The 25,551-nt window shown below is 70.0% G+C and carries 28 protein-coding genes; 21 read left to right on the top strand and 7 right to left on the bottom strand.

Going from position 1 to position 25,551, the window contains the following annotated elements; all coding sequences use genetic code 11:
• Positions 1–8 precede the first annotated feature (8 nt).
• Positions 9–779, top strand: a complete 771-nt coding sequence (locus ACZ63J_RS22635; protein WP_465402918.1) for a DinB family protein — start codon at positions 9–11, stop codon at positions 777–779.
• 238 nt (positions 780–1,017) lie between these two features.
• On the opposite strand, the gene ACZ63J_RS22630 is transcribed toward ACZ63J_RS22635, so the two are convergent.
• Complete coding sequence (locus ACZ63J_RS22630) at positions 1,018–1,416, bottom strand: hypothetical protein (RefSeq protein WP_465402917.1); 399 nt, start codon at positions 1,414–1,416, stop codon at positions 1,018–1,020.
• Positions 1,417–1,525: 109 nt separating this feature from the next.
• On the opposite strand from ACZ63J_RS22630, the gene ACZ63J_RS22625 reads away from it, so the two are divergent.
• The 15 genes from ACZ63J_RS22625 (at position 1,526) to ACZ63J_RS22555 (ending at position 16,207) form a co-directional block, all read left to right on the top strand.
• Complete coding sequence (locus ACZ63J_RS22625) at positions 1,526–2,188, top strand: VC0807 family protein (protein ID WP_465402915.1); 663 nt, start codon at positions 1,526–1,528, stop codon at positions 2,186–2,188.
• Between the two features lie 32 nt (positions 2,189–2,220).
• Complete coding sequence (locus ACZ63J_RS22620) at positions 2,221–2,913, top strand: GntR family transcriptional regulator (RefSeq protein ID WP_465402913.1); 693 nt, start codon at positions 2,221–2,223, stop codon at positions 2,911–2,913.
• Positions 2,910–3,905, top strand: coding sequence for an ADP-ribosylglycohydrolase family protein (locus ACZ63J_RS22615; protein WP_465402911.1), 996 nt, complete (start codon positions 2,910–2,912; stop codon positions 3,903–3,905). Before ACZ63J_RS22620 ends, ACZ63J_RS22615 begins: the two co-directional genes overlap by 4 nt.
• Positions 3,902–4,774 (top strand): PfkB family carbohydrate kinase, encoded by an 873-nt coding sequence (locus ACZ63J_RS22610; RefSeq protein ID WP_465402910.1) that lies wholly within the window; start codon positions 3,902–3,904, stop codon positions 4,772–4,774. Before ACZ63J_RS22615 ends, ACZ63J_RS22610 begins: the two co-directional genes overlap by 4 nt.
• On the top strand, positions 4,771–6,207 hold the full coding sequence (locus tag ACZ63J_RS22605; protein ID WP_465402908.1) for a purine-cytosine permease family protein: 1,437 nt from the start codon (positions 4,771–4,773) through the stop codon (positions 6,205–6,207). The genes ACZ63J_RS22610 and ACZ63J_RS22605 overlap by 4 nt, the downstream gene beginning before the upstream one ends.
• A complete protein-coding gene (locus tag ACZ63J_RS22600; protein ID WP_465402906.1) occupies positions 6,204–6,731 on the top strand; it encodes a cysteine hydrolase family protein in 528 nt (175 codons plus the stop codon). Before ACZ63J_RS22605 ends, ACZ63J_RS22600 begins: the two co-directional genes overlap by 4 nt.
• Before the next feature lie 10 nt (positions 6,732–6,741).
• Positions 6,742–8,577, top strand: coding sequence for an NACHT domain-containing protein (locus ACZ63J_RS22595; protein WP_465402904.1), 1,836 nt, complete (start codon positions 6,742–6,744; stop codon positions 8,575–8,577).
• Positions 8,517–9,746 (top strand): hypothetical protein, encoded by a 1,230-nt coding sequence (locus ACZ63J_RS22590; protein WP_465402902.1) that lies wholly within the window; start codon positions 8,517–8,519, stop codon positions 9,744–9,746. Before ACZ63J_RS22595 ends, ACZ63J_RS22590 begins: the two co-directional genes overlap by 61 nt.
• Positions 9,747–9,788: 42 nt before the next feature.
• Positions 9,789–10,622, top strand: coding sequence for an alpha/beta fold hydrolase (locus ACZ63J_RS22585; protein ID WP_465402900.1), 834 nt, complete (start codon positions 9,789–9,791; stop codon positions 10,620–10,622).
• 86 nt (positions 10,623–10,708) lie between these two features.
• The gene (idi, locus tag ACZ63J_RS22580) at positions 10,709–11,272 is read left to right on the top strand and encodes an isopentenyl-diphosphate Delta-isomerase (protein ID WP_465402898.1); all 564 of its coding nucleotides are present in this window, start codon (positions 10,709–10,711) and stop codon (positions 11,270–11,272) included.
• Positions 11,273–11,392: 120 nt separating this feature from the next.
• Positions 11,393–12,076 (top strand): GGDEF domain-containing protein, encoded by a 684-nt coding sequence (locus ACZ63J_RS22575; RefSeq protein WP_465313005.1) that lies wholly within the window; start codon positions 11,393–11,395, stop codon positions 12,074–12,076.
• 699 nt (positions 12,077–12,775) lie between these two features.
• Positions 12,776–13,423 carry a hypothetical protein gene (locus tag ACZ63J_RS22570; RefSeq protein ID WP_465402896.1) on the top strand — a complete coding sequence of 216 codons (648 nt, stop codon included), beginning with the start codon at positions 12,776–12,778 and terminating at the stop codon, positions 13,421–13,423.
• Between the two features lie 2 nt (positions 13,424–13,425).
• Positions 13,426–14,823: an LCP family protein gene (locus tag ACZ63J_RS22565; RefSeq protein WP_465402894.1), complete on the top strand. Its 1,398-nt coding sequence runs from the start codon at positions 13,426–13,428 to the stop codon at positions 14,821–14,823.
• Positions 14,824–14,906: 83 nt separating this feature from the next.
• On the top strand, positions 14,907–15,572 hold the full coding sequence (gene phoU / locus ACZ63J_RS22560) for a phosphate signaling complex protein PhoU (RefSeq protein WP_465402892.1): 666 nt from the start codon (positions 14,907–14,909) through the stop codon (positions 15,570–15,572).
• 71 nt (positions 15,573–15,643) lie between these two features.
• Complete coding sequence (locus ACZ63J_RS22555) at positions 15,644–16,207, top strand: dihydrofolate reductase family protein (protein ID WP_465402890.1); 564 nt, start codon at positions 15,644–15,646, stop codon at positions 16,205–16,207.
• Positions 16,208–16,291: 84 nt separating this feature from the next.
• On the opposite strand, the gene pstB is transcribed toward ACZ63J_RS22555, so the two are convergent.
• From pstB to ACZ63J_RS22525, 6 genes are all read right to left on the bottom strand, one after another.
• Positions 16,292–17,068 carry a phosphate ABC transporter ATP-binding protein PstB gene (gene pstB, locus ACZ63J_RS22550; protein WP_465402888.1) on the bottom strand — a complete coding sequence of 259 codons (777 nt, stop codon included), beginning with the start codon at positions 17,066–17,068 and terminating at the stop codon, positions 16,292–16,294.
• A gap of 10 nt (positions 17,069–17,078) precedes the next feature.
• Positions 17,079–17,996 (bottom strand): phosphate ABC transporter permease PstA, encoded by a 918-nt coding sequence (gene pstA / locus ACZ63J_RS22545; RefSeq protein WP_465402886.1) that lies wholly within the window; start codon positions 17,994–17,996, stop codon positions 17,079–17,081.
• A gap of 2 nt (positions 17,997–17,998) precedes the next feature.
• The gene (gene pstC / locus ACZ63J_RS22540) at positions 17,999–18,919 is read right to left on the bottom strand and encodes a phosphate ABC transporter permease subunit PstC (RefSeq protein ID WP_465402884.1); all 921 of its coding nucleotides are present in this window, start codon (positions 18,917–18,919) and stop codon (positions 17,999–18,001) included.
• A 199-nt stretch (positions 18,920–19,118) separates the two neighbouring features.
• A complete protein-coding gene (gene pstS, locus ACZ63J_RS22535) occupies positions 19,119–20,249 on the bottom strand; it encodes a phosphate ABC transporter substrate-binding protein PstS (protein ID WP_465402882.1) in 1,131 nt (376 codons plus the stop codon).
• Between the two features lie 225 nt (positions 20,250–20,474).
• Positions 20,475–21,380, bottom strand: a complete 906-nt coding sequence (gene mshD, locus ACZ63J_RS22530) for a mycothiol synthase (protein WP_465402880.1) — start codon at positions 21,378–21,380, stop codon at positions 20,475–20,477.
• A gap of 63 nt (positions 21,381–21,443) precedes the next feature.
• Entirely contained in the window at positions 21,444–22,193 is a 750-nt protein-coding gene (locus ACZ63J_RS22525) for a winged helix-turn-helix transcriptional regulator (RefSeq protein WP_465402878.1), read from the bottom strand.
• A 152-nt stretch (positions 22,194–22,345) separates the two neighbouring features.
• Between ACZ63J_RS22525 and ACZ63J_RS22520 the strand changes: the two genes are divergently transcribed.
• The 5 genes from ACZ63J_RS22520 (at position 22,346) to ACZ63J_RS22500 (ending at position 25,550) form a co-directional block, all read left to right on the top strand.
• Positions 22,346–23,242, top strand: a complete 897-nt coding sequence (locus tag ACZ63J_RS22520; RefSeq protein ID WP_465402876.1) for an LmeA family phospholipid-binding protein — start codon at positions 22,346–22,348, stop codon at positions 23,240–23,242.
• A 10-nt stretch (positions 23,243–23,252) separates the two neighbouring features.
• On the top strand, positions 23,253–23,678 hold the full coding sequence (locus tag ACZ63J_RS22515) for a TlpA family protein disulfide reductase (protein WP_465402874.1): 426 nt from the start codon (positions 23,253–23,255) through the stop codon (positions 23,676–23,678).
• 263 nt (positions 23,679–23,941) lie between these two features.
• The gene (locus tag ACZ63J_RS22510; protein ID WP_465402872.1) at positions 23,942–24,373 is read left to right on the top strand and encodes a DUF4395 domain-containing protein; all 432 of its coding nucleotides are present in this window, start codon (positions 23,942–23,944) and stop codon (positions 24,371–24,373) included.
• A 29-nt stretch (positions 24,374–24,402) separates the two neighbouring features.
• A complete protein-coding gene (locus tag ACZ63J_RS22505) occupies positions 24,403–25,239 on the top strand; it encodes a sulfurtransferase (protein ID WP_465333762.1) in 837 nt (278 codons plus the stop codon).
• Positions 25,239–25,550 (top strand): DUF1416 domain-containing protein, encoded by a 312-nt coding sequence (locus ACZ63J_RS22500; RefSeq protein WP_465312990.1) that lies wholly within the window; start codon positions 25,239–25,241, stop codon positions 25,548–25,550. Before ACZ63J_RS22505 ends, ACZ63J_RS22500 begins: the two co-directional genes overlap by 1 nt.
• Position 25,551 lies beyond the last annotated feature (1 nt).

Raw genomic sequence — 25,551 nt, 5'->3', positions numbered from 1 at the left:
ATTCATCGATGGTTTCCGAATACGTCCAGAGCGACCAGTTCCGGGGTGCTCGCATCCACCTGTGCGACCTCGCCGGCCTCGAAATCCGCGATTGCGAGGTGAACGGCCTGAAGATCGTCGACTGCTACGGCAGCGACGTCTACCTCGGTGGTTACTTCGAGCGCCTCGTCGTCAACGACGTGGACGTGACCGCCTACGTCGAGGGTGAGCTCGACGCCCGGCACCCGGCACGGGTGCTGGCGCGGGACGCGGCTTCTCCCGAGGACTACCGGGCTGCCTGGGACGCCATCGAGACCGCGTGGAGCTCAACGCTCGACCGGGCGAGACTGCTGCCCGAGGCCAAGCTGCACGAGCAGGTCGACGGCGAGTGGTCATTCGTCGAAACCCAACGTCACCTCCTGTTCGCCTCCGACGCCTGGCTCGGGAACGCCGTGCTCGAAGAGGACGCGCCCTACCACCCGCTCGGCTTCCCGGCCGGAGGGACACCGCCCGAGGCGGCGACGAAGCTCGGCCTCACCCTCAGCGCAGACCCCCAACTCGACGAGGTGCTCGCGTCCAGGCTCGCCCGCATGGCCACGATGCGGCGAGTCGTCGACGGGCTCACCGCTGCCGAGCTCGACCGGGTGTGCGGCCGCAAGCCTGCCGAGATGTATCCCGACCAGGAGTACGTCGTTCGCCGCTGCCTCAAAGTGGTGCTGAAGGAAGAAGCCGAGCACCACCGTTACGCGGTGCGCGATCTGACGGTGCTCGAAGCAGGCCTGTCTGAACGGCACCGTTGACCCGACCATGCTCGACCGGGGCCGTTGCCGACGGCGCACCGGACGCAGCCGGCGGGCCTGCCCGATCCGAACACCGAAGCAGAGAAGATGATCGGCTGCGGGCAGGCGCGGCATCGGCCTCCAGCGGGCCACGCTGAGGATGCCTTCGAGGATGATCGGCGTCGAGGCTGAACCGGGCCACCGCCACGACCTGCTCGCCAGGCACGCCCGCCTGGCCTTTCGTCGTGCTCACGCAGCCTCACCGTGCTCCAGCACCTCCCGCGGCGAGGCCAGTGGTCCGCCTCGACGCGAGCGGAACTCCTGAGCGGCGGCTGAGCTGCAGCAGGCTGAACCCGAACAACGTCACGCCCAGCGGCACGTGCACCACGGTCACGTGCGCGATGCCGAGCACCACCTGCGCCAGCACGAGCCCGAGGAACACCACCGCCGAGACGATCGGCCGGGGTGAGCCTCCGCCCGGGCGCCACGCCAGAACCGCGGCCACGACGTGAACCATCGCCACCACGAACACGGTGTACGCGGCCGCGCTGTGCAGCGAATGCCCGTTCGGTGTGGTCAACAACAGGCCGGCCGTAACCGGCGAGAGAAACACGGCCAAGGTCTGCAGGCCGATCGTGAAACGCAGAAATGTCGCCATACCCGTTCGACGACCCGGCCGAGCCGAACGTGAGGTCGTGACATCTGTCATCCCCCGATCGTGGCGGATCGCATCTCCGCGAAACCCCTTCCAGCGACAAGCTTTTCCCATGACCACGAACGAAGCAGGCCTCAGTTCCCTCCTCCGGACGCTCGGCGTTGAGATCGCCGTGCCGCTGGGCGTCTACTACGGGCTCCACGCCTTCGGGGTGAACGACTTCACCGCGCTCGCCCTCTCCGGCGTGGTCCCGCTCGCCCGCACCCTCTTCGAGTTCGCCCGGCACCGCACCATCAACGGCCTCGCGCTGGTCGTCCTCGTGACCAACGTCGTCGGCATGCTGCTGACCTTCGTCGCCGGGGACGCGCGGCTGATGATCGCCAAGGACTCGATCGGGAGCGGGTTCATCGGGCTGGTCATCCTGGTCTCCGCGTTCACCGCGCAGCCGATCATGACCAAGGCCATGCGCCCGTTCCTCACCCACGGCAAGGCCGATCACGAAGCCGCGTGGGAACGTCTCGAAGGCAACGCGCGGTTCAACACCGTCCTGCGCCGGGCCAGCTTCATCTGGGGCGTCGGGTTCATGCTCGAAAGCGCCGCTCGGGTGATCGGTGCCTTCACCCTGCCCATCTCGACCATGGTGTGGCTGAGCACGGCCCTCTTCGTCGGCTCGTTCGCGGTGATCATGGTGGTCGCCGGCGCCGCGGCCAAGGAAGCCGGTGAACTGGTGGCCCGGGAGGCATCCGCCGAGGTCAGGACGCTCGTCGCCGCTTGACCAGACCTCACTGTCGGTGTACAGGTGTGTACATGTACGGCAAGAAGCAGCACCTGGTCGGCGACCTCGCGGAGCTGATCCGCTCCGGGCGCCTCGCCCACGGCGAGCGCCTCCCCGGCGAGAACCAGCTCGCCCTGCAGTACCAGGTCAGCCGCGGCACCGTCCGCAGCGCGCTCTCCGAACTGCAGCAGCTCGAGCTCATCTCCACCCAGGCCGGCGTCGGCTCGTTCGTCACCTTCGACGGCGTCCAGCTCGACCAGCGGATCGGCTGGGCCCGCGCCCTCGCCGACGCCGGGGCCCCCGTCACCACCGAGCTCCTCGGCATCGAGACCGTCGAAGACCAGGCCCTCGAAGAGGAGTTCGGCGAGAAGACCTACGTCGCCGTGCGGCGGCTGCGGCGGGAGCACCACCGCGGGGTCTCGCTCGAAACCGCCACCGTGCCCGCGGTCGGCCCGCTCGCCGAGCTCCCCGAGACCGGCCTGCGGGACGGCTCCCTGACCAAGACGCTCGAAGCCGCCGGCCGGATCTCCGTCGGCGGTGACCAGTGGATCAGCACCGAACGGCTGGACGCCTGCGGCGCCGAGCTCCTCGGCCGCTCCATCGGCGAGCTGTTCCTGCGGGCCGAGCGCACCTCCGTCGACGTCGAGGGCCGGCTGGTCGAGCACGTGGTCAGCCTGCTGGACCCGGACCGCTTCCAGTTCCACCTCACCTTCGGACACCGGTGAACGCGCGGGACCGGGCGCTCGGCGCGTTCACCGGGCTGGCCGTCGGCGACGCGCTCGGCATGCCGACGCAGTCGATGTCCCGGGCCGCGATCGCCGCCGCCTACGGGCCGGTCACCGGGCTGCTCACCGCCGTCGCCGAGCAGCCGGTCGCGCCGCTGATGCCCGCCGGCTCGGTCACCGACGACACCGAGCAGGCCGTGCTGCTGGCGCAGCTGCTCATCGACGGCCGCGGCACCGTCGAACCGCACGTGTTCGCCGACGCGCTGCTCATCTGGGAAGCCGACATGGTCCGCCGCGGCTCCGCGGACCTGCTCGGCCCGTCGACCAAACGCGCGCTTTCCCGCCTGCAGGACGGTGTTCCGGCCGACGAAGCCGGGCGCACCGGCACCACCAACGGCGCCGCCATGCGGGTCACGCCGGTCGGCATCGCGACCCCCTCGGACGACCTGCACCGCCTGGTCGACGCCGTGGTCGCGACCGCGCGCGTCACGCACAACACCAGCCTGGGCATCGCGGCCGCCGCCGCGGTCGCCGCCGCCGTCTCGGCCGGGGTGGACGGCGCCGACCCGGCCGAAGCGCTCGACGCGGGTGAGCGCGCCGCCGTGGTCGGCGGGGAACGCGGGCACTGGGCGCCGGGCGGGGAGATCGCCGCGCGGATCCGCTGGGCGCGCGGCTGGGTGCGGGGCATGGCGCCGGCCGCCGTCGCCGACGCGGTCGCCCGGGTGATCGGCACGTCGGTCGCGTCGCAGGAGTCCGTCGTGGCCGCGTTCGCGCTGGCCGAGGCCATGGGTGACGACCCGCCGGCGGCGCTGCGCCTGGCCGCCGGGCTCGGCGGTGACACCGACACCGTCGCGGCGATCTGCGGGGCAATGCTCGGCGCCACACGCGGCGTCGGCGCGTTCCGCCCGGACGTCGTCGAGACCGTGCTTTCCGTGAACCGGCTCGAGTTCGGGCCGCTCGTCGACGAGCTCCTGCGGCTGCGCCGGCGATGACCGGGCGGCTGGTGCACACCGGGCAGGTCGTCCTCGACCTGGTGATGGTGGTGCCGGCCCTGCCGCCGCCGGGCGGCGACGTGCTGGCGTCCTCGACGAACTTGTTGCCAGGCGGCGGTTTCAACGTCATGGCCGCGGCCGCGCGGTCCGGCGCCCGCGTGCTCTACGCGGGCAGCCACGGTGTCGGTGGCCTCGGCGACCTAGCCCGGACCGCGCTGGCCGCCGAGGGGGTCGAACTCGCCCACGAGCCGACGCCGGACCTGGACACCGGCGTGGTCGTCGCGCTGGTCGACCCGACCGGCGAACGCACCTTCGCGACCGGCACCGGCGCCGAGGGACGGCTGAAGGCGCTCGACGATGTCGTCCCAAAGGATGACGACATCGTGTACGTGACCGGCTACAGTCTGTTGCATAAGACCAACCGTGCGGCGCTTCTCGACTGGCTGCCCCGGTTTCCCGGCACGCGGATCCTGTTCGATCCCGGCCCCCTCGTCAGCGACATCACCCCTGGAGACCTCCATGCCTTACTGTCCACAATAGACATACTGAGCTGCAACGCGCGCGAAGCCGCCGTGCTCGGCGAGCTTCCGCCGGTCGCCGTCGTCCGCGACGGCGCGAAGGGCTGCCGGGTCCACGAGCACGGCCGGACCACCGAGGTCCCGGGCTTCGCGGTCGACGCCGTCGACACCAACGGCGCGGGCGACACGCACTGCGGCGTTCTGGCCGCTGAGCTGCTCCGCGGCAGTACCCTCCTCGACGCCGCCGTGCGCGCGAACGCGGCGGCCGCGCTCTCGGTGACCCGCCGCGGCCCGGCGACCGCACCGGACCGCGCGACGATCGACCACCTACTGACCAGGGACGGGTCATGACCGGTACCGAACGCAAGCTCAAGGTGGAGACCAACGGCCTCGACGTGATCACCGACGCCGAGCGCCGCGGCACGCCGCGGCAGCTGTTCTGGCCGTGGTTCGGCGCGAACGTGTCGGTGCTGGGGCTGAGCTACGGCTCGTTCACGCTCGGCTTCGGCATCTCGTTCTGGCAGGCGCTGGTCGCGGGTGTGGTCGGCATCCTGTTCTCGTTCCTGCTGTGCGGGTTCATCGCGATCGCGGGCAAACGCGGGTCGGCGCCGACGATGCTGCTCTCGCGCGCGGCCTTCGGCGTCCGCGGCAACCGGCTGCCGTCCGCGATCTCGTGGCTGCTCACGGTCGGCTGGGAAACCGTGCTGACCGCGCTTGCGACACTGGCGACGTCGACGGTGTTCGAACGCCTCGGCTGGGGCGGCGGCACGGCGACGAAGGTGGTGGCGCTGGTCGTGGTCGCCGCGCTGACCGTCGCCGCCGGCGTGCTCGGGTTCGACGCGATCATGAAGCTGCAGACGTGGATCACCTGGATCACCGGCGTGCTCACGGTGGTCTACGTGGTCCTCGTGGTGGGCGACATCCACTGGGACGCGGTGAGCGCGCTGCCGTCCGGGTCGGCGCAGCAGTGGGTCGGCGCGCTGGTGTTCCTGATGACCGGCTTCGGCCTCGGCTGGGTCAACGCGGCGGCGGACTACTCGCGGTACCTGCCGCGCTCGTCGTCCGGGCGCGGCGTGGTCGGCTGGACGACCTTCGGCGCGTCGGTGGCGCCGCTGGTGCTGCTGGTGTTCGGGCTGCTGCTGGCCGGGTCGTCACCCTCGCTCAACGACGCGATCGCGAAGGACCCGATCGGCGCGCTGACGACGTTGCTGCCGCTGTGGTTCCTAGTGCCGTTCGCGATCGTCGCGGTGCTCGGCCTGGTCGGCGGCGCGGTGCTGGACATCTATTCGTCCGGGCTGGCGCTGCTGTCGGCGGGCCTACGCGTGCCGCGCCCGGTCGCGGCGCTGGTCGACGGTGTGCTGATGATCCTCGGCACGGTCTACATCGTGTTCTTCGGCGGCGAGTTCCTCGGCCAGTTCCAGGGGTTCCTGGTGACGCTGGGCGTGCCGGTGGCGGCGTGGTGCGGCGTGATGCTCGCGGACGTCCTGCTGCGGCGCCGCGACTACGCCGAGCGGGAGCTGTTCGACCAGACCGGCCGCTACGGCGACGTCCGCGTCGGGCCGATCACCGTGGTGCTCGTGGCGACGGCGCTCGGCTGGGGCCTGGTGACGAACACGTCGGCGGACTGGCTGAAGTGGCAGGGTTACCTGCTGGAGCCGTTCGGCCTCGGCGGCCGTGACGGCTCGTGGGCGTTCGCGAACCTCGGCGTGCTGCTGGCACTGGCCCTGGGTTTCTTGGCGACTTTGCTTACCCGGCAAGGCATCCGGGCACAGGAGGCCGTGTGAGATCGGTACTGGCGGTCATCGACCTGCAGAACGTGTTCGCGGACCAGGCGAGCCCGTGGTTCACACCGCGGTTCGCCGAGGTGGTCCCCCCGATCCAGCGCCTGGTGACGGCTTTCGGCGACAACGTGGTGTTCACGCGGTTCGTCGCACCCACGCGTCCGGAAGGAGCGTGGAAGCAGTACTACGAGCGGTGGCCGTTCGCCTTGCAGCCACCGGATTCACGGCTGTACCAGGTGGTGGCGGGATTCCAGCCGTCGTCCACAGTGGACGCAACGACGTTCGGCAAATGGACCCCGCGGATGGCGACCCGAGTGGGTGGGTCCCGGCTGGTGCTGGCCGGGGTGTCGACGGACTGCTGCGTGCTGTCGACAGCATTGGCGGCGGCGGACGCGGGCGTGTCCGTGACGGTGGTTTCGGACGCATGCGCGGGTGTCGACGACGAGAGCCACATGAAGGCGTTGGACATCATGCGGCTGTACGGACCTCTGGTGACGGTGGCCACAACGGAGGAGGTGCTCGGCTAGGCTGGGCTCGGTGAGCCTCGAAGCCTCGGCGATCGCGTTGACAACTGCGGTGGTGAAAGCCGCCGCGAAGATCTGGCTCGGCGACCGCCCGAGCGCCGCCGACGCCTCGGCCAAGGTGTTCGACCTGCTGGAGAAGCAGGTCACCGGCCTCAACGACCGCCGCAAGCTCCGGCTGCTGTTCACCAACCTCGAGTCCCGGGTCGCGGACCGGCTGCTGCCGTTCATCGACGTCGAGTTCCGCGCCCTGCCCGAGAACGAGCGGGCCGCCGCGGTGGAAGCGGCCCGCGAGACGATGGACAGCGCCGCGTTGACGGACGACGACCTGTTCGCATCCGACCTCGACGCGGCCTACCTGTACCGCTACCTGCTGCGCACGGTCCCCGACGTCACAACACTGCTGTCGAGGGACGCCGTCGAGCTGTACCAACGGGTCCTGCGGGAGTGCTGCGCGTACCTGGTCCAGGTGACGAGCACGTTGCCACGCTTCCAGCCCGGCGCGCTGGTCGAGGTGCTCCGCCGGGAGACAGAGATCCTCGAGACGGTCCGCACCGTGCTGGCCGCGCTGCCCGAGCGCCGCCACCCGGACGACTTCGCGGCGGACTTCCGCCGCCAGGTGGTCACGGCGCTGGACCGCATGGCCCTGTTCGGGGCCGGCCTGTCCGACGCGACCCGGCTCTACCCGCTGTCGGTCGCTTACTTGAGCCTGAGCGTCAGCTCGGAAGGCAACGTCGCGGCCGGCGACCGGATCGAGCAGGTCCTGCCACGGACGTCGAGGATCCTGCTGCGGGGCGAGGCCGGCTCCGGCAAGACGACGCTGCTGCAGTGGCTGGCGGTGCAGTGCGCGAGCCGCCGGCTGGGCGACATCGAAGGCTGGGACGGCCTGGAGCCGTTTCTCCTGCGGCTCCGCCGGTTCAGCCAGGCCGCGTTGCCCACCCCCGAGCGGTTCCTGGACGAGATCGGCCGGCACATCGCCGACGAGATGCCGCCCCATTGGGTGCACCAGCGGCTGCGGCTGGGCCGGGCCGTTGTCCTCGTGGACGGCATCGACGAGCTGCCCGAGAACCGCCGCGAAGAGGTCCGGGCCTGGCTCGGCGAGCTGATCAGCGCGTTCCCGCGGGCCCGGTACGTGGTGACGACCCGCCCGGCGGCGGTCGACCCGAACTGGCTGGCCACCGGGAACTTCACCGAGGTCCGCCTGCAGCCGATGACCCCGCGCGACGTCCGGACGTTCGTAGCGCGCTGGCACCGGGCGATGCCCGCCCTCGAAGGCCGCGGCGACGCGCTGGTCGCCGCGATCGGCGCGCGGAGTGCGTTGCGCCGGCTCGCCGAGAACCCGTTGCTGTGCGCGTTGCTCTGCGCCCTGCACCACGAGGGGAACGGGCAGCTGCCGGACAACCGGATGGAGCTGTACGACGTCGCGCTGCGCATGCTGCTCGACAGCCGCGACCTCGAGCGCCACGTCGAGCTGGATGTCCGGCTGTCCTTGACGGACAAGCTCCTGCTGCTGCGCCACCTCGCGTACTGGCTGGTCCGCAACGGCTACAGCGACATCTCGGCGGCGGACGCGGAGGCCCGGATCGCGGCGAAGCTGACGTCGATGGGCCAGATCGCGGCCACCCCGCACCAGGTGTTCCGCCACCTCCTCGACCGCGGCGGTGTGCTGCGCGAACCGGTGGTGGGCCGGATCGACTTCGTCCACCGCACGTTCGGGGAGTACCTCGCGGCCAAAGCGGCGGTCGAGGAGGACGACATCGGGGCGCTGGCGGCGAACGCCCACCTGGACGAATGGCGCGAGGTCGTCGTGCTGCCGCGGGCCACGCCCACCCGGCCCAACGCGAACGGCTGATCGAAGGGATTCTCGAGTCGACCGACCCGAACGCCGACCTGATCGCGCTGGCCTGCCTGGAGACGTCCCCCGAGCTGCCCGGGCGGTTGCGCACCGAGATCGAGCAGCGGACGGCGTCACGGATCCCGCCCGAGAACTTCGAAGTCGCCGAATCCCTGGCGATCGCCGGCGAGTTCGTGCTGGACCTCCTCGCGGCCCGCGAGCCGCGGGAGCCGCTGACCGTGGCGTCGACGGTCCGCGCCGCGGCGCTGATCGGCGGCGCGGGCGCGCTCGAGCTGATCACCCGCCACCGCGGGAACGCTCACCGGGCCGTGACGCCCGAGCTGATCATGGCGCGGGAGCGGTTCGACCCGGCCGAATACGCGGAGCGCGTCCTCGCCGACGTCGAGCTGCCGGACCGGCAGCTGGAGGTGTCGGACCCCGCGATGCTCGCCGGCCTGCCTCACCTACGCCACCTCGAACGGCTCACTTGCCGCTTCGCCGAAGGCTACGACGACCTGGACGGGTACGACTTCCGGTTGCTGGCGGGCGCGTCGCTGCGCCACCTCACCCTCACCGGGAAGCTCCCGGCCCGGTCGACCGACCTCGGCCCGCTCGCGGACGTCCCCACGCTCCGCGAAATCGACGCCGAGGTGCAGACCCACGGGTGGGGCCGGTTGGGCGAACTGCCGGACCTGACGTCCCTGAACCTGAGGTGGATCGACGACGTGCGCCGGCTCGACGAGCTCGCGTCCGCGGTGCGCCTGCCGTCGTTGCAGCTGCATCGGGTTCCCCGGCTCGAAACCCTGTCCCCGCTGTCGTTCTTGGAGCGGCCGCGAAGCCTGCGGTTCGTCAACTGCCCCGCGTTGCGCGACATCTCCACCCTCACGAACTGGGCCCACAGCCTGAACGAGCTCAGGCTCGAGCTCTGTCCCGAAGTGGACCTGACTCCCTTGGCGGCGTTGACCGAACTGGGCTCGCTCTGGCTGCTGGACATCCCGACCATGGACCTGAGCCCGCTCGCCGGGCTCAGGGGGTTGAAGAAGCTCTGGCTCGGCAACAGTTACGGCGACGACGTCGACCTGCGGCCGCTGGCCGGGACCTCCGGTCTGAAGGTGTGCGTCGGCAAGAACACCCGGCTCGTCGGCGAACACCTCCTCGGACCACGGTGCCGCATCGAACGGTTCTGACCGGCCACCACCCGTTCAACCGCGCGAAGTAGATTCGAGCGCGTGATCGACCACATCAGCATCCCCACCGAGGCCGGTTCCTTCGACGCCATCGCCGCCGGGCCCGAAGACGGGCGGCCCGTGCTGTTGCTGCACGGTTTTCCCGAAGCCGCGACCGAATGGGAGCACCAGGTCGCCACCCTCGGGGTGCTCGGGTACCGGGCCGTCGCGCCCGATCAGCGGGGTTATTCGCCTGACGTGCGGCCCGAAGCGGCCTCCGACTACTCGATCGACCACCTCGTCGGGGACGTCGTCGCCGTCGCCGAACAGCTCGGGTGGGAGCAGTTCGACCTCGTCGGCCACGACTGGGGTGGCGCTGTCGCCTGGTGGACCGCCGACATGCACCCCGAACGGCTGCGCAGCCTCACCGTCGTCTCGACGCCGCATCCCGGCGCGCTCGCCGATGCCATGAAGAACGACGAAGACCAGTACCTGCGGACGCAGTACATGACCGAGTGGCGGCAGACGCGCGTCACCGAGCGGCGGATGCTCGAGAACGACGCCCGCGCGCTGCGGGACATGTTCGAGCGGCGCATCTCGCCGAGCAAGGTCGACGACTACGTGCGGCGGCTGTCCGAGCCGGGCGCGCTCACCGCCGCGCTCAACTGGTACCGCGCCGGGCGGCCGGGCGGGAAGATCGGGCCGATCTCCGTGCCGACGCTCTACATCTGGAGCACCGAAGACGTCTCGTTCGGCTCGACCGCCGCCCTCGACACCGCGAACCGGGTCACCGGGCCCTACCGCTTCGAAATGCTCGAAGACGTCACGCACTGGGTGCCGGAAGAGGCGCCGGAAGCCGTCACCTCGCTGATCGTCGAGCACCTCGACGCGCGGTGACGGCCCGTCACCCGGGCGGGCGGACCGCCGGTAACCCACCCGCCTTGCGGTACGAGGCGCTCGGGCCCGTCGTGTTCACTGGGCGCGTGGATACCGCGACCGAACCCGAAACCGAGCAGGTCGTCTTCGTCACCGAGGACGGCGTGCCCACCGGCGAGACCGGCCCGAAGCTCGCCAGCCACCACGAGCACACCCGGTTGCACCTGGCCTTCTCGTGTTACGTCCTGCGTCGCAGCGACAACGCGCTGTTGATCACGCAGCGCGCGCTGCACAAGAAGGTCTGGCCGGGGGTCTGGACCAACAGCGTCTGCGGCCACCCCGCGCCCGGCGAGTCGCTCGAGGACGCCGTCGGCCGTCGCGCCGGTTACGAGCTCGGGCTGCCGTCGCTGTCCGGGCTGCACTGCGTGCTGCCGAAGTACCGGTACCGGACGCCGCCGTTCGAGGGGATCGTCGAGAACGAGTTCTGCCCGGTGTTCGCCGCCTGGGCCGACGCCGAGCCCGAGCCCAACCCGGCCGAGGTCGGCGACTGGCGCTGGGTCGCCTGGAGCGACTACCAGCAGTTGCTGACCGACAAAACGGCTAATGTGAGTTACTGGGCCAAGGACCAGTATTCCCAGCTCAAGGGCCTTGAGCCCTTCGTCGGACTCTGAGCGCGCAACTCCTCAGAGTAACCATCGTCGTCCCGTTGAGCTAAATTCGCCTTTCGGCCGGACCGACACCTCAAGCGCGGTCTCCACTGCGACGACAACCAATGCGTGGTGGAGGTGGGCATGGTCGCCGAGGACGACGGCGCGCTGCGCCGGAGCCCGCGGGCGCCGGACCTGCTCCGGCTCCACGAGGCCATCGCCGGCCTGTTCGCCACCCAGGGCGACTGGCGCCGCGCCTACCAGCACCTTCGCTCCGCGCTGGACATCGCGCGCGACGGCAGCCTGCGGGACGCGCTGACGTCGAGCTACAACCGCCGTTACCTCGACGAGCGGTTGTACGGACCGTTCGCCGACCGCCAGACGGCCCGGCCGCGGCCGCCGCTGGGCCTCGCGCTCATCGATCTCGACCGCTTCAAGCGCGTGAACGACACGTACGGTCACCTCGTCGGCGACCGCGTCCTCCGCCGGGTGGCCGACCTCCTCCAGGAGGAGCTGCCGCCGGACGGTTTCTGCGCCCGCTACGGCGGCGAGGAGTTCGTGCTGTGGCTGCCGGGGGTCGACGCCGGGCAGGCGGTGCGCATCGTCGACGCCGCCCGGCTGCGGGTCGCCCGTCACCCCTGGTCAGAACTCCAGCCGGGACTGAACGTCACCATCAGCGCCGGACTGGCGCACGCGGGCGCGCCGACGTCACCCGAGCGGCAGCTGCGCAGCGCGGACTCCCTGCTTTATGCGGCGAAACGTGCGGGCCGGAACAAAGTCGCCTATCACGACGCGCAAAGCACGCAGTTAATAACACACTCTGAGTAACGTAAACGCGGCATTACTCCGGATTGCCGATGCCGGCCTTCACCCGTTTGTCGACGCCCAGCGGCCGTTCGTCGACTCAAGGTGAAGAAAATTCCGGGAGGGTGTCGTCACGAACGGGGGGTATCCGTACGATAACGAAAACCGCCGGGGGAACGATCACCTCCTGCGGGGGAAGACGGCCAACCAGAGCCCAACCCCTCGACCGTGCGAAAGGAGACCGAGTGCCGGACGAGCACGACAGCCCGGGAACCGGTCGCCGCACCGATGGTCCCGCGCGTCCCCGCACCGGCAGACGCCGGTCGATGGAGGACCAGGGCGGGCTCAGCGTTTCGGACGTCGTCGCGAAGACCACCGGGGTTCGCCCCGTGCCCCCTGACCAGCCGGGACGCCGGGCGGCGGAGCCCGCTCCGCAGCCGCCGCGCACGCCGCGACAGGCCCCTGCGGAGAACTCAGTACCCACGGACGCGACACGTCAACCGCGCCCGCCCCGCCCCCGCCAGCCCCGCCGCACGACGGCGGCGGCCCCCCAGCCGGAGGCCCCCCTCCAGCGCCGCCCGCCGGCGGCCAACCCGGGCCCGCAGCAGACCTCGGCGGCACCCCAGCCCCCACGCCGAATGCGCCGCCCGGCGCCTGAAGGCACAGAGGGGACGGCTCCTCGCCGCCCTGGTGCGGCTGCTGAGGAGGCGGAGCAGCCTCGACGTGCAGCTCCGGCTGATGGTCGCGCGACGGCCAGGCCCGCGCCTCGTCGCGCTGCGGCTGCTGAGAGTGCCGGTTCGCCGGGCGAGGGCGCTGGTCCTCGACGTGCGGGTGGTCCGGATGGAGCTGCGCCTCGTCGGGCCGCCGAAGGTGCTGGCTCGCAGGCCGAAGCTGGTCCTCGCCGGGCCGCACCTGACAGCCCGCCGGGCCGCGGCCTGGCCGAGGGCACTGGTCCCCGCCGGGCAGCCGGTCCCGATGGGTCCGCACCTCGCCGCGCTGCCGAAAGCTCGGCCTCCCAGGCCGAGGGCACCGGTCCCCGCCGCGCAGCCGGTCCCGATGGACCCGCGGCTCGCCGCGCCGCCGCTGAAAGCGCCGGTTCCTCGGCCGAAGGCACCGGCCCGCGCCGGGTCGCACCTCGCCGTGCCCCCGCCGATGGGCCTCGCCGCCCGGGCGCGGCCTCCGAAGGCGCTGCTCCCCGCCGTCCGGGCGCTCCCGAGAGCGAGTCGCAGCGACCCGACGGGCCCGCGCCGCGCCGCGCCGCCGCCGCCGCAACATCCGCGGCCGCCGCCGAGGCAGCCGCCGTGTCCCCGGACGCGCCGACCAAACGACCGGCGAACGCCGTCCCACCTCGGTCTGCTCTCGATCCGCTGACCATGACCGACGAGATGGAAGCGATCGACGAGGCGACCCAGTACCGCCGCAAGATCGACCACACCCTCGCCCGGTTCTCGGCCGCGCACGACGAGATGGAAGCCGAAGAAGCGAAGCGGCGCGAACGCCGTGAGCGTCTCTCGCCGGCTTCGCTGATCGAGAGCACTCGCACGGCGCTTCAGCGCGTCGTCACCACTGCCCCTTCTCCGGAAGAAGAGGCCGAGCAGGCCGCGCAGACCCGGCTCCAGGAGAAGAAGCAGCGGAAGATCGAGCGCTCGATCCGGTTCGGCCGGATCGCCGCCGCCGTGATCGCGGGGCTCGTTTTCCTCGGGATCGGCGGTGCGTGGGGCGCGCAGACCTACTTCGACGCCAAGTTCACCCAGATCTCCGCGCTCGACGAGAACTCCTCCGACATCCAGGACGCCGCCGGCCAGGCGAACGACGAGAACTTCCTCATGGTGGGCTCCGACACCCGGGACGGCGCGGCCGCCGAGGAAGGGGTCGGCACCGCCGACAGCACTCCCGGTGCCCGCAGTGACACCGTGATGGTCGCCCACATCCCGGCGGACCGGCAGCGGGTGGTCGTCACGTCGTTCCCGCGCGACCTCGAGATCAACCGGCCCGACTGCCAGCGCTGGGACCCCGCGCAGAACAAGAACACCGACGAAAAGGTCCCCGGGCAGAAGATCGCCAAGCTCAACACCGCGTACGCGGTCGGCGGCCCGTCGTGCGTGACCAAGGTCATCCAGCAGATCACCGGCCTGCGGATCAACCACTTCGTCGGCATCGACTTCAACGGCTTCAAGGAGATGGTCGACGCCGTGCACGGTGTCACCATCCACAACGAGATCCCGATCGACGACACCATCCTCGGCAAGGTGCTGCTGGAGACCGGCGACGTCACGATCTCCGGCGACCAGGCGCTGAACTTCGTGCGCGCCCGGCACGTCAAGGGCGACCCGACGTCCGACTACGGCCGGATCAAGCGGCAGCAGGAGTTCATCGGCGCGCTGCTGAAGAAGGTCATGTCGTCGGACGTCGTGCTCGACCCCGGCAAGCTCAGCGACTTCATCACGGCCTTCGCGAAGGCCACCTTCGGCGACAACCTCGGTGTCAAGCAGATGATGACGCTGGCGCAGTCCATGAAGGGCCTCGACCAGTCGAAGATCACCTTCCTCACCGTGCCGACGACCGGGGAGTCCAACAACCGCGGCAACGAGGTCCTCGTCCGCAGCAAGACGAAGGCCCTCTTCGACGCGCTGCGCAACAACACCCCGCTGCCCGACCCGAACGCCCCGATCCCGGCGAGCGAGCAGGCTCCGCCGACGAGCACGTCGAAGTCGTCGTCCAAGACCACCTCCAAGACGACGACCAGCAAGAAGACGAGCAGCACGGGCTGACCCGCGAGGATCGTTAGTCCGGGTTCACGTGCGGTTCACCCGGCGATGCGGTGTTTGGTCACGGTTGCCCGTAGGGTTGGGCCATGCGTGAGGCTTACCATGTCGAACTCGAACAGCTCGCCGACAACCTGGCCGCGATGTCGGTCCAGGTCGCCGACGCCATGGAGCGTGCCACGCGGGCACTGCTGGAGACCGACCTCAGTCTCGCCGAACAGGTGATCAGCGACGACGCCAAGGTCGACGACGCCCGCTCCCTCTGCGAGGAGCAGGCGTACGCGCTGCTCGCCCTGCAGGCGCCCGTGGCGACCGATCTCCGCACCGTGCTGGCGGCGATCCACGCCGCGGAAAGCCTCGAGCGGATGGGCGACCTGGCCCTCCACGTGGCGAAGGCCGCGCGGCGGCGCCACCCCGAGCCCGTGCTGCCCGAGGCGGTGCGCGGGTACTTCGCCGAGATGGGCGAGGTCGCGGTGAAGCTGGCCCGGCAGACCGAGCAGGTCATCAAGTCGAAGGACGTCGAAGCGGCGAAGACGCTCGAGTCCGAAGACGACCAGGTGGACGACATCCACCGCCACCTCTTCACCGTCCTGATGGACCGCGACTGGCCGCACGGCGTGGCCGCGGCGGTCGACGTCACGCTGCTCGGCCGCTTCTACGAGCGCTACGCCGACCACGCGGTGTCGGTCGCCAAGCGGATGATCTTCGTGGTCACCGGCCGGATGCCGGGCTACGGCACCGACGACGACATCTGAGCACTGCGCGAAAAGCCCCTGGCCGTCCGGCCGGGGGCTTTTTTGCGTGCCGGCCGATTAGGGTATCGGCCATGCGCACCGTAATCGCCTATGTCAACGTCACCCTCGACGGCCACCTGGCCGGCCCGGCGGGCGAGCTGGACTGGATGCTGCCCGATCCCGAGCTGAACATCGCCCTGTCGAACGAGATGCGGTCTCGCTGCGACACGATCCTGACGGGCCGGAACTTCCACCACGGCATCGAGCAGAACTTCAGAGCCCAGGCGACAGACCCGGCGAGCCCAGCCGAGCTGGCCGACTTCGCCACGTGGATGATCTCGACCCCGCAGGTGGTCTTCTCACGCTCTTCGGCCGAGGTGGCCGCTCCCCACCGCCTCGCCGGGCCCGACCTCGCAGCGGAGTTGGCCGAGCTGAAGGCGGTGCCGGGCAAGGACATGGTGCTCTTCGGCGGGGTCTCGATCGTGCAGGAATTCGTCCGGGCCGGACTGGTCGACGAGTACTGGATCAAGCTCTACCCGACGGCGATCGGCGCGGGACAACCGCTTTTCCAGGACCGGCGGACAGAACTCACTCTCACGGAAAGCAAAGCCTGGGATTCGGGAATCCTGACCCTGCGCTATCTCCCGGCGACCTGATCCACAAAGGACGAACAAAAAGAAGAAGGCCTTTCTCGCCGACCCCGAGCACCGGCGAGAAAGGCCTTCGACCACAACGACGACTCAGCCGAAACGGCCGGAAATGTAGTCTTCCGTAGCCTTTTCGTCCGGGTTGGAGAAGATCTTCTCCGTGTCGTTGAGCTCGACCAGACGTCCCGGCTGGCCCACCCCGGCCAGGTTGAAGAACGCCGTCTGGTCGGAAACCCGGGCCGCCTGCTGCATGTTGTGCGTGACGATGACGATCGTGTAGTCCTTCTTCAGCTCCCCGATCAGGTCCTCGATCGCCAGCGTCGAAATGGGGTCCAGGGCCGAGCACGGCTCGTCCATCAGCAGGACGTCCGGCTGGACCGCGATCGCGCGGGCGATGCACAGCCGCTGCTGCTGGCCGCCCGAAAGACCGCCGCCCGGCTTGTTGAGGCGGTCCTTGACCTCGTTCCAGAGGTTCGCGCCGCGCAGGGCGCGCTCGGCGATTTCGTCGAGCGTCTTCTTGCCCTTGGTGCCACCGAGCTTCAGGCCCGCGACGACGTTGTCCTTGATGGACATCGTCGGGAACGGGTTGGGGCGCTGGAACACCATGCCGATCGTGCGGCGCACCTGCACCGGGTCGACCGACGACGCGTAGATGTTCTCGCCGTCCAGCAGGACGTCACCCTCGACGCGGGCGCCGGGGATGACCTCGTGCATGCGGTTCAGCGTGCGCAGCACCGTCGACTTGCCGCAGCCGGACGGGCCGATGAACGCGGTGACGTTGCGGGGCGGCACGGCAAGGGTGACACCGTCGACGGCGTGGAACTTGCCGTAGTAGATGTCCACGTCCTTGACGTCGATTCGCTTGGCCATGGCTTACAGCTCACTTCTTCTTCGGGGCGACAAGGCGCGCGAACACGGTGGCGAGAAGGTTGACGATCGCGATGATGAGCACCAGCGTCAGCGCCGCACCCCAGATCCGGTCGAAGCCGACCGAGCCGGGGTCCATCGAGTTGGTGACGCGCTCGTTGTTCATCACCAGGGGCAGCGCGGCCTGCTCGCCGCTGAAGATGTCCCAGTTGACGTAGGCCGAGTAGCCGACGAGCACCAGCAGCGGCGCCGTCTCACCCATCACGCGGGCCAGCGCCATCATGATGCCGCCGATGATGCCGGACAGGGCCGTCGGCAGCACGACCTTCATGATCGTCTTCCACTTCGGCACACCCAGCGCGTACGACGCCTCGCGCAGGTCGTCCGGGACGATCCGCAGCATCTCCTCCGACGACCGGACGACCACCGGGATCATCAGCAACACCAGGGCCAGCGAGACGGCGAAACCGCTGCGCGGCAGGCCGAGCGTGGTGATCCAGAGCGCGTAGATGAACAGCGCGGCGACGATCGACGGGACACCGGAGAGGATGTCCACCATGAACGTGGTGGCCTTGGCGAGCTTGCCGCGGCCGTACTCCACCAGGTAGATCGCGACCAGCATGCCGATCGGCACCGCGATGATCGCGCAGACGAGGCCCTGCAGCAGGCTGCCGATGATGGCGTGCAGCACACCGCCGCCGACCTCGTCGGACAGCACGTCACCGAAGTCCTGGGTCCACCAGTTGCTGTACGGCAGCCGCTTGATGCCGTTCGCGACCACCGTGTAGAGCACCCACACCAGCGGGACGACGGCAACCAGGAACGACAGCCACACCAACGTGGTCGCGACCACGTTCTTGATCTTGCGGGCCGCGCTGACCTGCTGGAACGCGGGCGTCGCGGCCGGGGCCTCGAGGGTCGACGTGGACATGCTCAGTCCCCCTTCTTGGCGATGATGGACCGGGCGGCGAAGTTCACGACGAACGTCAGCACGAACAGGACCAGGCCGGCCGCGATGTACGCGCCGGCGGAGACCTCGTTGTTGAACTCGCTGTAGTTCGCGGCGATCTTCGACGCGAACGTCGACCCGCCGTCGAAGAGGCTCCAGTCGAAGTTGCGGCCCTGCGGGATGAGCAGGATGACGGCGAGCGCGATCGTCTCGCCCAGCGCGCGGCCGAGGCCGAGCATGGACGCGCCGACGTAGCCGGCCTTGCCGAACGGCAGCACCGTCGTCCGGATGACCTCCCAGCGCGTGGCGCCGAGGGCCAGCGCGCCCTCGATGTGCGGGACCGGCGTGCGCTCGAACACCTCGCGCGAAAGCGACGTGATGATCGGCAGGATCATCACGGCCAGCACGATGCCGGCGGTGAAGATCGTGCCGCGCACGCTCGGCGCGACGTTGCCGGGCGCCAGCAGCGGGAACCACGAGAAGGTGTCGTTGATCCACTGCGAGAACGGCTCGATCGCCGGGGCGAACACGAGGATGCCCCAGAGGCCGAAGATGATCGACGGCACCGCGGCGAGCAGGTCGACGATGTAGGCGAACGGCCGGGCCAGGCGCGGCGGCGCGTACTGCGTCAGGAACAGCGCGATGCCGAGGGAGACCGGCATCGCGATGACCAGCGCCACGAGCGACGTCGCCACCGTGACCTCGAGGAGGTCGAGGATGCCGAACGACATGTTCGCGGGGTCGCTGGTCGACCAGCCGTGGTTGGTGAGGAAGTTGGCCTTGTTGGCCTGCAGCGCCGGGATCGCCTGGATGAGCAGGAAGAGCCCGATCACGCCGATCAGGACGACGACGAAGATCCCGGCCCCGGTGGTCAGGTTCTGGAAGATGCGGTCACCGGGACGCACCTTCTTCGGTTTCTCACGCGCGGGCGGTTCTTTCTCCGCCGGCGGGGCTGCTTGCTCCGAAATCGGGACCTCCGGGGGCGTGGTGGCGGACGACGAACGCCCACCGGGGTCGCCGGTGGGCGTTCGCGTCGAGGATGACTCGCTCATCGACTAGTTTGTCCAGCCTGTTTCAACTCGGGGAGCGGCCGTGGGGACCAGGTCAGGAAATCGCCTTGATGGAGTCCAGGACCTTGGTCTGCAGCGACTGCGGGATCGGCACATAACCCTTGGCGGACAGCGGCTGCTGGCCGTCGGTGGCCGACACCGTCAGGAACGCCTTGACAGCCTTCGCCACGTTCGGGTCCGCGTACTTCGAGCAGACGATCTCGTAGGTCGTCAGCAGCAGCGGGTAGGCGCCCGGGGTGTTGCTGGAGTAGATGCCGTTGAGGTCGAGCGCCAGGTCCTTCGAGCCGTCCTTGAGGAACTTGGCCGCGTCCAGGGACTTCGCCACGTTCGCCGCGTTGAGCTCGACACCGCCGGAGCCGCTGTCGATCAGGGCCGGCGTGATGCCGTCCTTGGCGAACGCGCCCTCGACGTAGGTGATCGCGCCGTCGGCGGCCTTCACCGCGCTGGCCACACCGTTGGACTTCTCCGCGCCGTTGCCGACGCCGCCCTTGAACGCCTTGCCGTCACCCTGGGTCCAGGCGCCCTTGGAGGCGGCCTTCAGGTACTTCTGGAAGTTGTCCGTGGTGCCCGACTCGTCGGAGCGGGAGACGACCTGGATGGCCTTGTCCGGCAGGGTCAGGCTCTCGTTGCCCTTGACCGCCTTGATGGCCGGGTCGTTCCAGTTCTTGATGCCGCCGTTGAAGATCTTGGCGATGACCTCGGGGGTCAGGACCAGCTTGTCGACACCGGAGAGCTTGTAGGCGACCGCGACCGGGCCGACGACGAGCGGGATGTTCCAGGCGTCGCTCGCGCAGCGCTTGTTGGCCGCGGCGAGGTCCGCGTCCTTGATCGGCGAGTCCGAGCCGCCGAAGTCGACCTGGTTGGCGTTGAACTGCTTCACGCCGGCGCCCGAACCACTCGGGTTGTAGTTGACCTGCTGGCCGGCGCACTTCTTGGTGTACTGCTGCGTGAAGATTTGGATGGCGTTGGCCTGCGCCGACGAACCTTCCGCGGACAGCGGGCTCTTGCCACCGCACTCCACGTCGGCGGTGCCGGTGGCGGCCGGGGCGGCAGCCGAGTTCGAGCTGCTGCTGTTCGACGCCGCGGGATCGGAACCGCAGGCGGCGAGCACGAGGGCGGCGCTCGCGACGATGCCCACCGCGCTCAGGGGCCGCATGATCTTCACTGCTGTTTCCTCCATCAGGAGCTTGACCGGGTCGTCGCGGCGTGCTGCCGCGCCGGATCCGGACATTAGGCAGCCCCGGTGGACGGTCGCCCCTGTCCAGGTGAACGGAAGTTGAACAAGGCCCCGGATGTGAGCAGTGCTACTAGTCCGAAAGGGTGTCGTGTCCCGCCCGTGACCTGGGCGTTCGCACACTGTGACGGACTGTTGGCACGGCGTTTGTAACGCTCACCGGCCGTACTGGACGTCGGTTTCGTGACGCGCAAACCCCAGCTTGGTGTAGACCGCCAACGCCGGTGCGTTGTCACCCTCGACGTACAGGATGATCTGCCGCAGCCCGCGCCCGGCGAGGTACCGCAGCCCGGCGAGCGTCAGCGCCCGGCCGAGCCCGCCGCCCTGCGCGGCCGGGTCGACGCCGACGACGTAGACCTCGCCGACGCGCTCACCGCCGAACCGGCCCGGCGTCGGCTCGTGGACCTTCGTCCAGTGGAAGCCGATCACTTCGCCGTCCTGCTCGGCGAGGAAGAAGCCGTCCGCGTCGAACCAGGCCCGCGCTTCGTCGGCGCGGACGTCCTCGGCGGTCAGCGCGCCCTGCTCGGGGTGCCAGTCGAAGGCCCGCGCGTTGACCCGGACGACGGCGTCCTCGTCCTGGCCGGGCACGAACGTCCGCAGCGTGACGCCTTCGCGCAGCACCGGCTCGGGCCAGTCCGCGCCCTCGACGTCCGTGTGCAGGATCAGCAGCTCGCGCTTGCGCTCCAAACCGGTCTTCACGGCCAGCTGGAGCGCCGCTGGGTGGTCACCGTGGGCCCAGACCCGGAACCCGACCGCGGCGCGCTCGTCGAGCGCCTGAAGCAGCTTCGCGCCGTACCCGCGGCTGCGGTGGGCGGGGTGCACGAACAGCTCGGCGACCTGGTGGCCGAAGGAGTCGCCGGTGGTGTCGAGGTGGACGTACCCGACGACCTCGCCCTCGACGCAAGCGACGAGGTGCTCACCGCCGTCGAACTCACCGGGCAGCGGGCCTTCGGCCGCGACCTCAGGCCGGCCGTCGGCCTCCCGCACGGCCAGCAGCAGCCCGCGGACGTCCTCGAGCTGCTTGTCGTCCAGTTCCTGCCGCCATTCGCCTTCTCCGGTCACCCCGTGACCGTACCCGCGCGCGAGGCAACGCGATGGTTGCCGACGCGTCTTGGGAAGGTGGCGTCAGTGTGCGAGTTCGGGGGTCTCCACCGGGACCTCGGTCGGCGCCGGCGCGGCCTGACGCGGCATGGCGCCCTTCGCGGGCCGCTCGAACTTGTACCCGACGTTGCGCACGGTGCCGATCATCTGCTCGTGCTCCGGGCCGAGCTTGGCGCGCAGCCGCCGCACGTGGACGTCGACCGTGCGCGTGCCGCCGAAGAAGTCGTAACCCCAGACCTCCTGCAGCAGCTGGGCGCGGGTGAACACCCGGCCGGCGTGCTGCGCGAGGTACTTGAGCAGCTCGAACTCCTTGTAGGTCAGCTCGAGGGTGCGCTTGCGCAGGCGGGCGGTGTAGGTCGCCTCGTCGATGACCAGCTCGCCGACGCGCAGCTCGGCGTCGACCTGCGCGGACCCGCCATCGCGCGTCGTGACCAGCCGCAGCCGGGCGTCGACCTCGGCCGGGCCGGCGGTCGGCAGGAGGATGTCGTCGGTGCGCCACTCGGCGCTCACCGCGACGAGCCCGCCTTCACCGACGACCGCGATGATCGGGGTGGACGCCTCGTCCTCTCCGGCGCCCTTCAGCAGCCGGCAGAGGCTCTTCGCCGAGGCCAGGTCGCTGCGCGCGTCCAGGACGATGACGTCGCGGTGGCCCGCGTCGAGCAGGGCGGTCACCTCGGGAGCGCGTACGCGTACGGTGTGCGGCAGCAGGTCCAGGGCGGGCAGCACCGAAGTGGCATCGGCTTCCGCAGTCAGCACCAGAAGGTCCAGGCTCATGAGCCGCACCGCCTTCACAAATCGTCGCCTCACGGTGGCGTTGTTCGGTGCTAAGTGAGAATAGCGGCTCGACGGCCGGGCACCTAACCCTTGCTGGATCGATCACACCGGGGGAAACGCCGGTGGACCCGACGAACAGGAGTACGGACGCGATGGTGAGCAGGCCCGTGACCCGGGACGACCGACCCGCACCGAGGCCGGACGCGCGGCGCCGGGGGCGCCGGCTGCGCCGCTGGGTGATCGCCCTCGTGGTCCTGGCGCTCCTGCTGGTCGGCGCCGATTTCGGGGCCGCCGCGTACGCCGAGCACATGATCTCGCAGAAGGCGCGCACGCAGCTGCAGCTGACCGACGACCCGTCGGTGACGATCCACGGCTTCCCGTTCCTCACGCAGGCGCTCGGCGGTGAGTACGGTCACATCAGCGTGTCGGCCGCCGGGGTGCCGGTCGCCGACAAGCTCCAGGACGTCGCGGTGAACGCCGAGCTGGAGAACGTCACGGCGCCGCTGTCGGACATCACCTCCGGCAACACGAAGGCGATCACCATCGGCCAGCTGACCGGCTCGGTCACGATCAAGGCCGCCGACCTGTCCCGCCTCGCGCCGCTGGACAAGATCAAGGACCTGCGGATCGAGCCGGCGACCACGGACTACGTCGAGAACGGCGACTCCGGCCAGGCCGAGGCGACCCCGACCCCCACCACGACGACCGACGGCCAGACCGTCGACGAGTCGACCACCGGTGTCCGCATTTCGGGACACCTTTCGTTCGCGGGCAAGGACCTGGAAATCTTCTGCTTCGCGATGATCGAGGCCGACGCGAAGGGCGGGACGATCAACTTCGTGCCCAAGCGGCTCCAGTTCGGGAATGACCAGGAGACGACGGTCGTTCCCCAGGCGGTGCAGAACGCGCTGATGCCGAACTTCAAGGCGTCGATCAGCACGAAGGACCTGCCGCTGTCGGTCACCCCGACCGGCGTGCGCGTCCAGAGCGGTTCGGTGACGATCAAGGGCGAGGCGACCGACGTGTCCTTCGCGGACTTGAGCAAGTAGGGAGCGGTGCGTGACGGGGCTGTGGGTGCTCGTGGCGGTGCTGGTGGCCGGGTCGGCCGCCGGACTGCTGCTGCGGGCGCGCAACGGCCGCGTGCGGGCGGCGAAGCCCATGCGTGAGCTGCCCGGTCCCGTCACCGCCGTGCTCGACCCGGCGTCCGCGGTGACGCTGGTCCAGATCTCCACCACCTTCTGCGCGCCCTGCCGGCACGCGAAGGCCGTGCTCGCGCCGCTCGCCGAGCGGACCGACGGCCTGCACCACGTCGAGCTCGACGTGACGAACCAGCCCGAGGTCGCCCAGTCCCTCGCCGTGCTCCGGACGCCGACCACGATCGCGCTGACCCCGGACGGCCGGGAGCTGCTGCGCGTCGGCGGTGTCCCCAAGGGCCCCGAACTGCTGGACGCGCTGCGCCCGCATCTCACGGCTCGGACCCCCTGACCAGGGCTGTGTCCCAGATGGCGGAACTTCTCCCAGAGTGTGAACGTGGTTCCCACTCTGAGGGAGAGCTGGGTACGCTCGCACCCGTGACCAGGCTGACCAACTTCCTCACGCAGCGACGCGCAGTCGACCTCTGCCGCGTCCGCAGCAGCCTGTGTCGCGTTCCGTCCGACCGGCGCTGAACCACGCCCGGAACCAGCCAGCCCCGAAGCCGCTGAAGCGTGCCGTCCGCACGCACCCCCTCTGCTCCAGCTGGAGGAACCATGTCCGCCGGACCGGCCGTCGACCCGCGGGGCCCGCGGTTCGCCGCCATCCTGACCACGGTCGTGCTCGCGGTCGTCCTGGTCACCCAGTGGTGGCCGTTGCTGGCGATCCAGACCGTCGTGTTCGCCATCGGCGCGTTCGTCGGGCTCAAGCCCGCGCCTTACTCGATCGTGTACCGCACGCTCGTCGCCCCGCGCCTCGGCCCGACCGACGAGCGGGAGGACGCGGCGCCGCTGCGGTTCGCCCAGGCCGTCGGTTTCGTCTTCGCGCTCGTCGGCACGATCGGCTTCGCCCTCGACGTCACCCCGCTCGGCATCGTCGCGACGGCCTTCGCGCTCTTCGCGGCCTTCCTCAACGCGGCCTTCGACTTCTGCCTCGGCTGCGAAATGTTCTTGCTCATCAAGCGCTTCACCCCCGCCCGCGCGTCCTGAAGTTCAACCCCAGAAAGAGAGTCCGTTCCATGAGCCGTGAAGACGTCCTGGTCACCACCCAGTGGGCCGAGGAGAACCTGGACACCCCCGGCGTCGTGTTCGCCGAGGTCGACGAGGACACCACCGCGTACGACGGCGGCCACATCCGGGGCGCGGTGAAGTTCGACTGGCGCAAGGACCTGCAGGACGGCGTGCGCCGCGACTTCGTCTCCAAGGAGGGCTTCGAGAAGCTCCTCTCGGAGAAGGGCATCTCCAACGACGACCGCGTGATCCTCTACGGCGGCAACAACAACTGGTTCGCCGCGTACGCGTACTGGTACTTCAAGCTGTACGGCCACCAGAACGTCCAGCTGCTCGACGGCGGGCGCAAGAAGTGGGAGCTCGACGGCCGTGAGCTGAACTCCGACGAGGTCAAGCGCGACTCCACCGACTACAAGGCCCAGGACCAGGACCTGTCCCTGCGCGCGTTCCGCGACGAGGTCGTCCAGTCCATCGGCGCGAAGAACTTCGTCGACGTGCGGTCGCCGGACGAGTTCTCCGGCAAGCTGCTCGCCCCGGCGCACCTGCCGCAGGAGCAGTCCCAGGTTCCCGGCCACATCCCCGGCGCGCTGAACGTGCCGTGGGCGAAGGTCGCCAACGAGGACGGCACCTTCAAGACCGAGGCCGAGATCGACGAGCTCTACAAGGAGCAGGGCATCGACGCGGGCAAGGGCACCATCGCCTACTGCCGCATCGGTGAGCGCTCCTCGATCGCGTGGTTCGCGCTGCACGAGCTGCTCGGCCACGAGGACGTGAAGAACTACGACGGTTCATGGACGGAATACGGCTCGCTCGTCGGCGTGCCGGTCGAGTTGGGAGCCAAGTGATGGCGGTTGACGACAGCTGCGGCGCACCGGTCCAGGAGGCCACGCCGGCGGACTACGACACTCGCGGCCAGGTTGTGCTCGCGGGCAAGGTGACCGGTGCGGACGGGCCGGTCGGCGGCGCGTTCGTCCGGCTCCTGGACGGCGGCGGCGACTTCACCGGCGAGGTCGTTTCCTCGGCCGACGGTGACTTCCGCTTCTACGCGGCGCCCGGCGACTGGACGGTGCGCGCGCTGCACCGCACCGGCAACGGCGAAGCGTCCGTGACGGCCGACGGGCCGGGCGTGCACCAGCTGGCCATCTCCGTCGCCTGAC

This window comes from Amycolatopsis sp. NPDC104863 (assembly GCF_055582965.1).
This window is presented reverse-complemented; position numbering and strand designations above follow the sequence as displayed.

Coding starts and splice junctions, on each gene's coding strand:
- ACZ63J_RS22635 (WP_465402918.1), top strand. CDS start 9: ATGGTTTCCGAATACGTCCAGAGCGACCAGTTCCGGGGTGCTCGCATC.
- ACZ63J_RS22630 (WP_465402917.1), bottom strand. CDS start 1,416: ATGGCGACATTTCTGCGTTTCACGATCGGCCTGCAGACCTTGGCCGTG.
- ACZ63J_RS22625 (WP_465402915.1), top strand. CDS start 1,526: ATGACCACGAACGAAGCAGGCCTCAGTTCCCTCCTCCGGACGCTCGGC.
- ACZ63J_RS22620 (WP_465402913.1), top strand. CDS start 2,221: ATGTACGGCAAGAAGCAGCACCTGGTCGGCGACCTCGCGGAGCTGATC.
- ACZ63J_RS22610 (WP_465402910.1), top strand. CDS start 3,902: ATGACCGGGCGGCTGGTGCACACCGGGCAGGTCGTCCTCGACCTGGTG.
- ACZ63J_RS22605 (WP_465402908.1), top strand. CDS start 4,771: ATGACCGGTACCGAACGCAAGCTCAAGGTGGAGACCAACGGCCTCGAC.
- ACZ63J_RS22590 (WP_465402902.1), top strand. CDS start 8,517: ATGGCGCGAGGTCGTCGTGCTGCCGCGGGCCACGCCCACCCGGCCCAA.
- ACZ63J_RS22575 (WP_465313005.1), top strand. CDS start 11,393: ATGGTCGCCGAGGACGACGGCGCGCTGCGCCGGAGCCCGCGGGCGCCG.
- ACZ63J_RS22565 (WP_465402894.1), top strand. CDS start 13,426: ATGACCGACGAGATGGAAGCGATCGACGAGGCGACCCAGTACCGCCGC.
- phoU (WP_465402892.1), top strand. CDS start 14,907: ATGCGTGAGGCTTACCATGTCGAACTCGAACAGCTCGCCGACAACCTG.
- ACZ63J_RS22555 (WP_465402890.1), top strand. CDS start 15,644: ATGCGCACCGTAATCGCCTATGTCAACGTCACCCTCGACGGCCACCTG.
- pstB (WP_465402888.1), bottom strand. CDS start 17,068: ATGGCCAAGCGAATCGACGTCAAGGACGTGGACATCTACTACGGCAAG.
- pstA (WP_465402886.1), bottom strand. CDS start 17,996: ATGTCCACGTCGACCCTCGAGGCCCCGGCCGCGACGCCCGCGTTCCAG.
- ACZ63J_RS22525 (WP_465402878.1), bottom strand. CDS start 22,193: ATGAGCCTGGACCTTCTGGTGCTGACTGCGGAAGCCGATGCCACTTCG.
- ACZ63J_RS22520 (WP_465402876.1), top strand. CDS start 22,346: ATGGTGAGCAGGCCCGTGACCCGGGACGACCGACCCGCACCGAGGCCG.
- ACZ63J_RS22510 (WP_465402872.1), top strand. CDS start 23,942: ATGTCCGCCGGACCGGCCGTCGACCCGCGGGGCCCGCGGTTCGCCGCC.
- ACZ63J_RS22505 (WP_465333762.1), top strand. CDS start 24,403: ATGAGCCGTGAAGACGTCCTGGTCACCACCCAGTGGGCCGAGGAGAAC.
- ACZ63J_RS22500 (WP_465312990.1), top strand. CDS start 25,239: ATGGCGGTTGACGACAGCTGCGGCGCACCGGTCCAGGAGGCCACGCCG.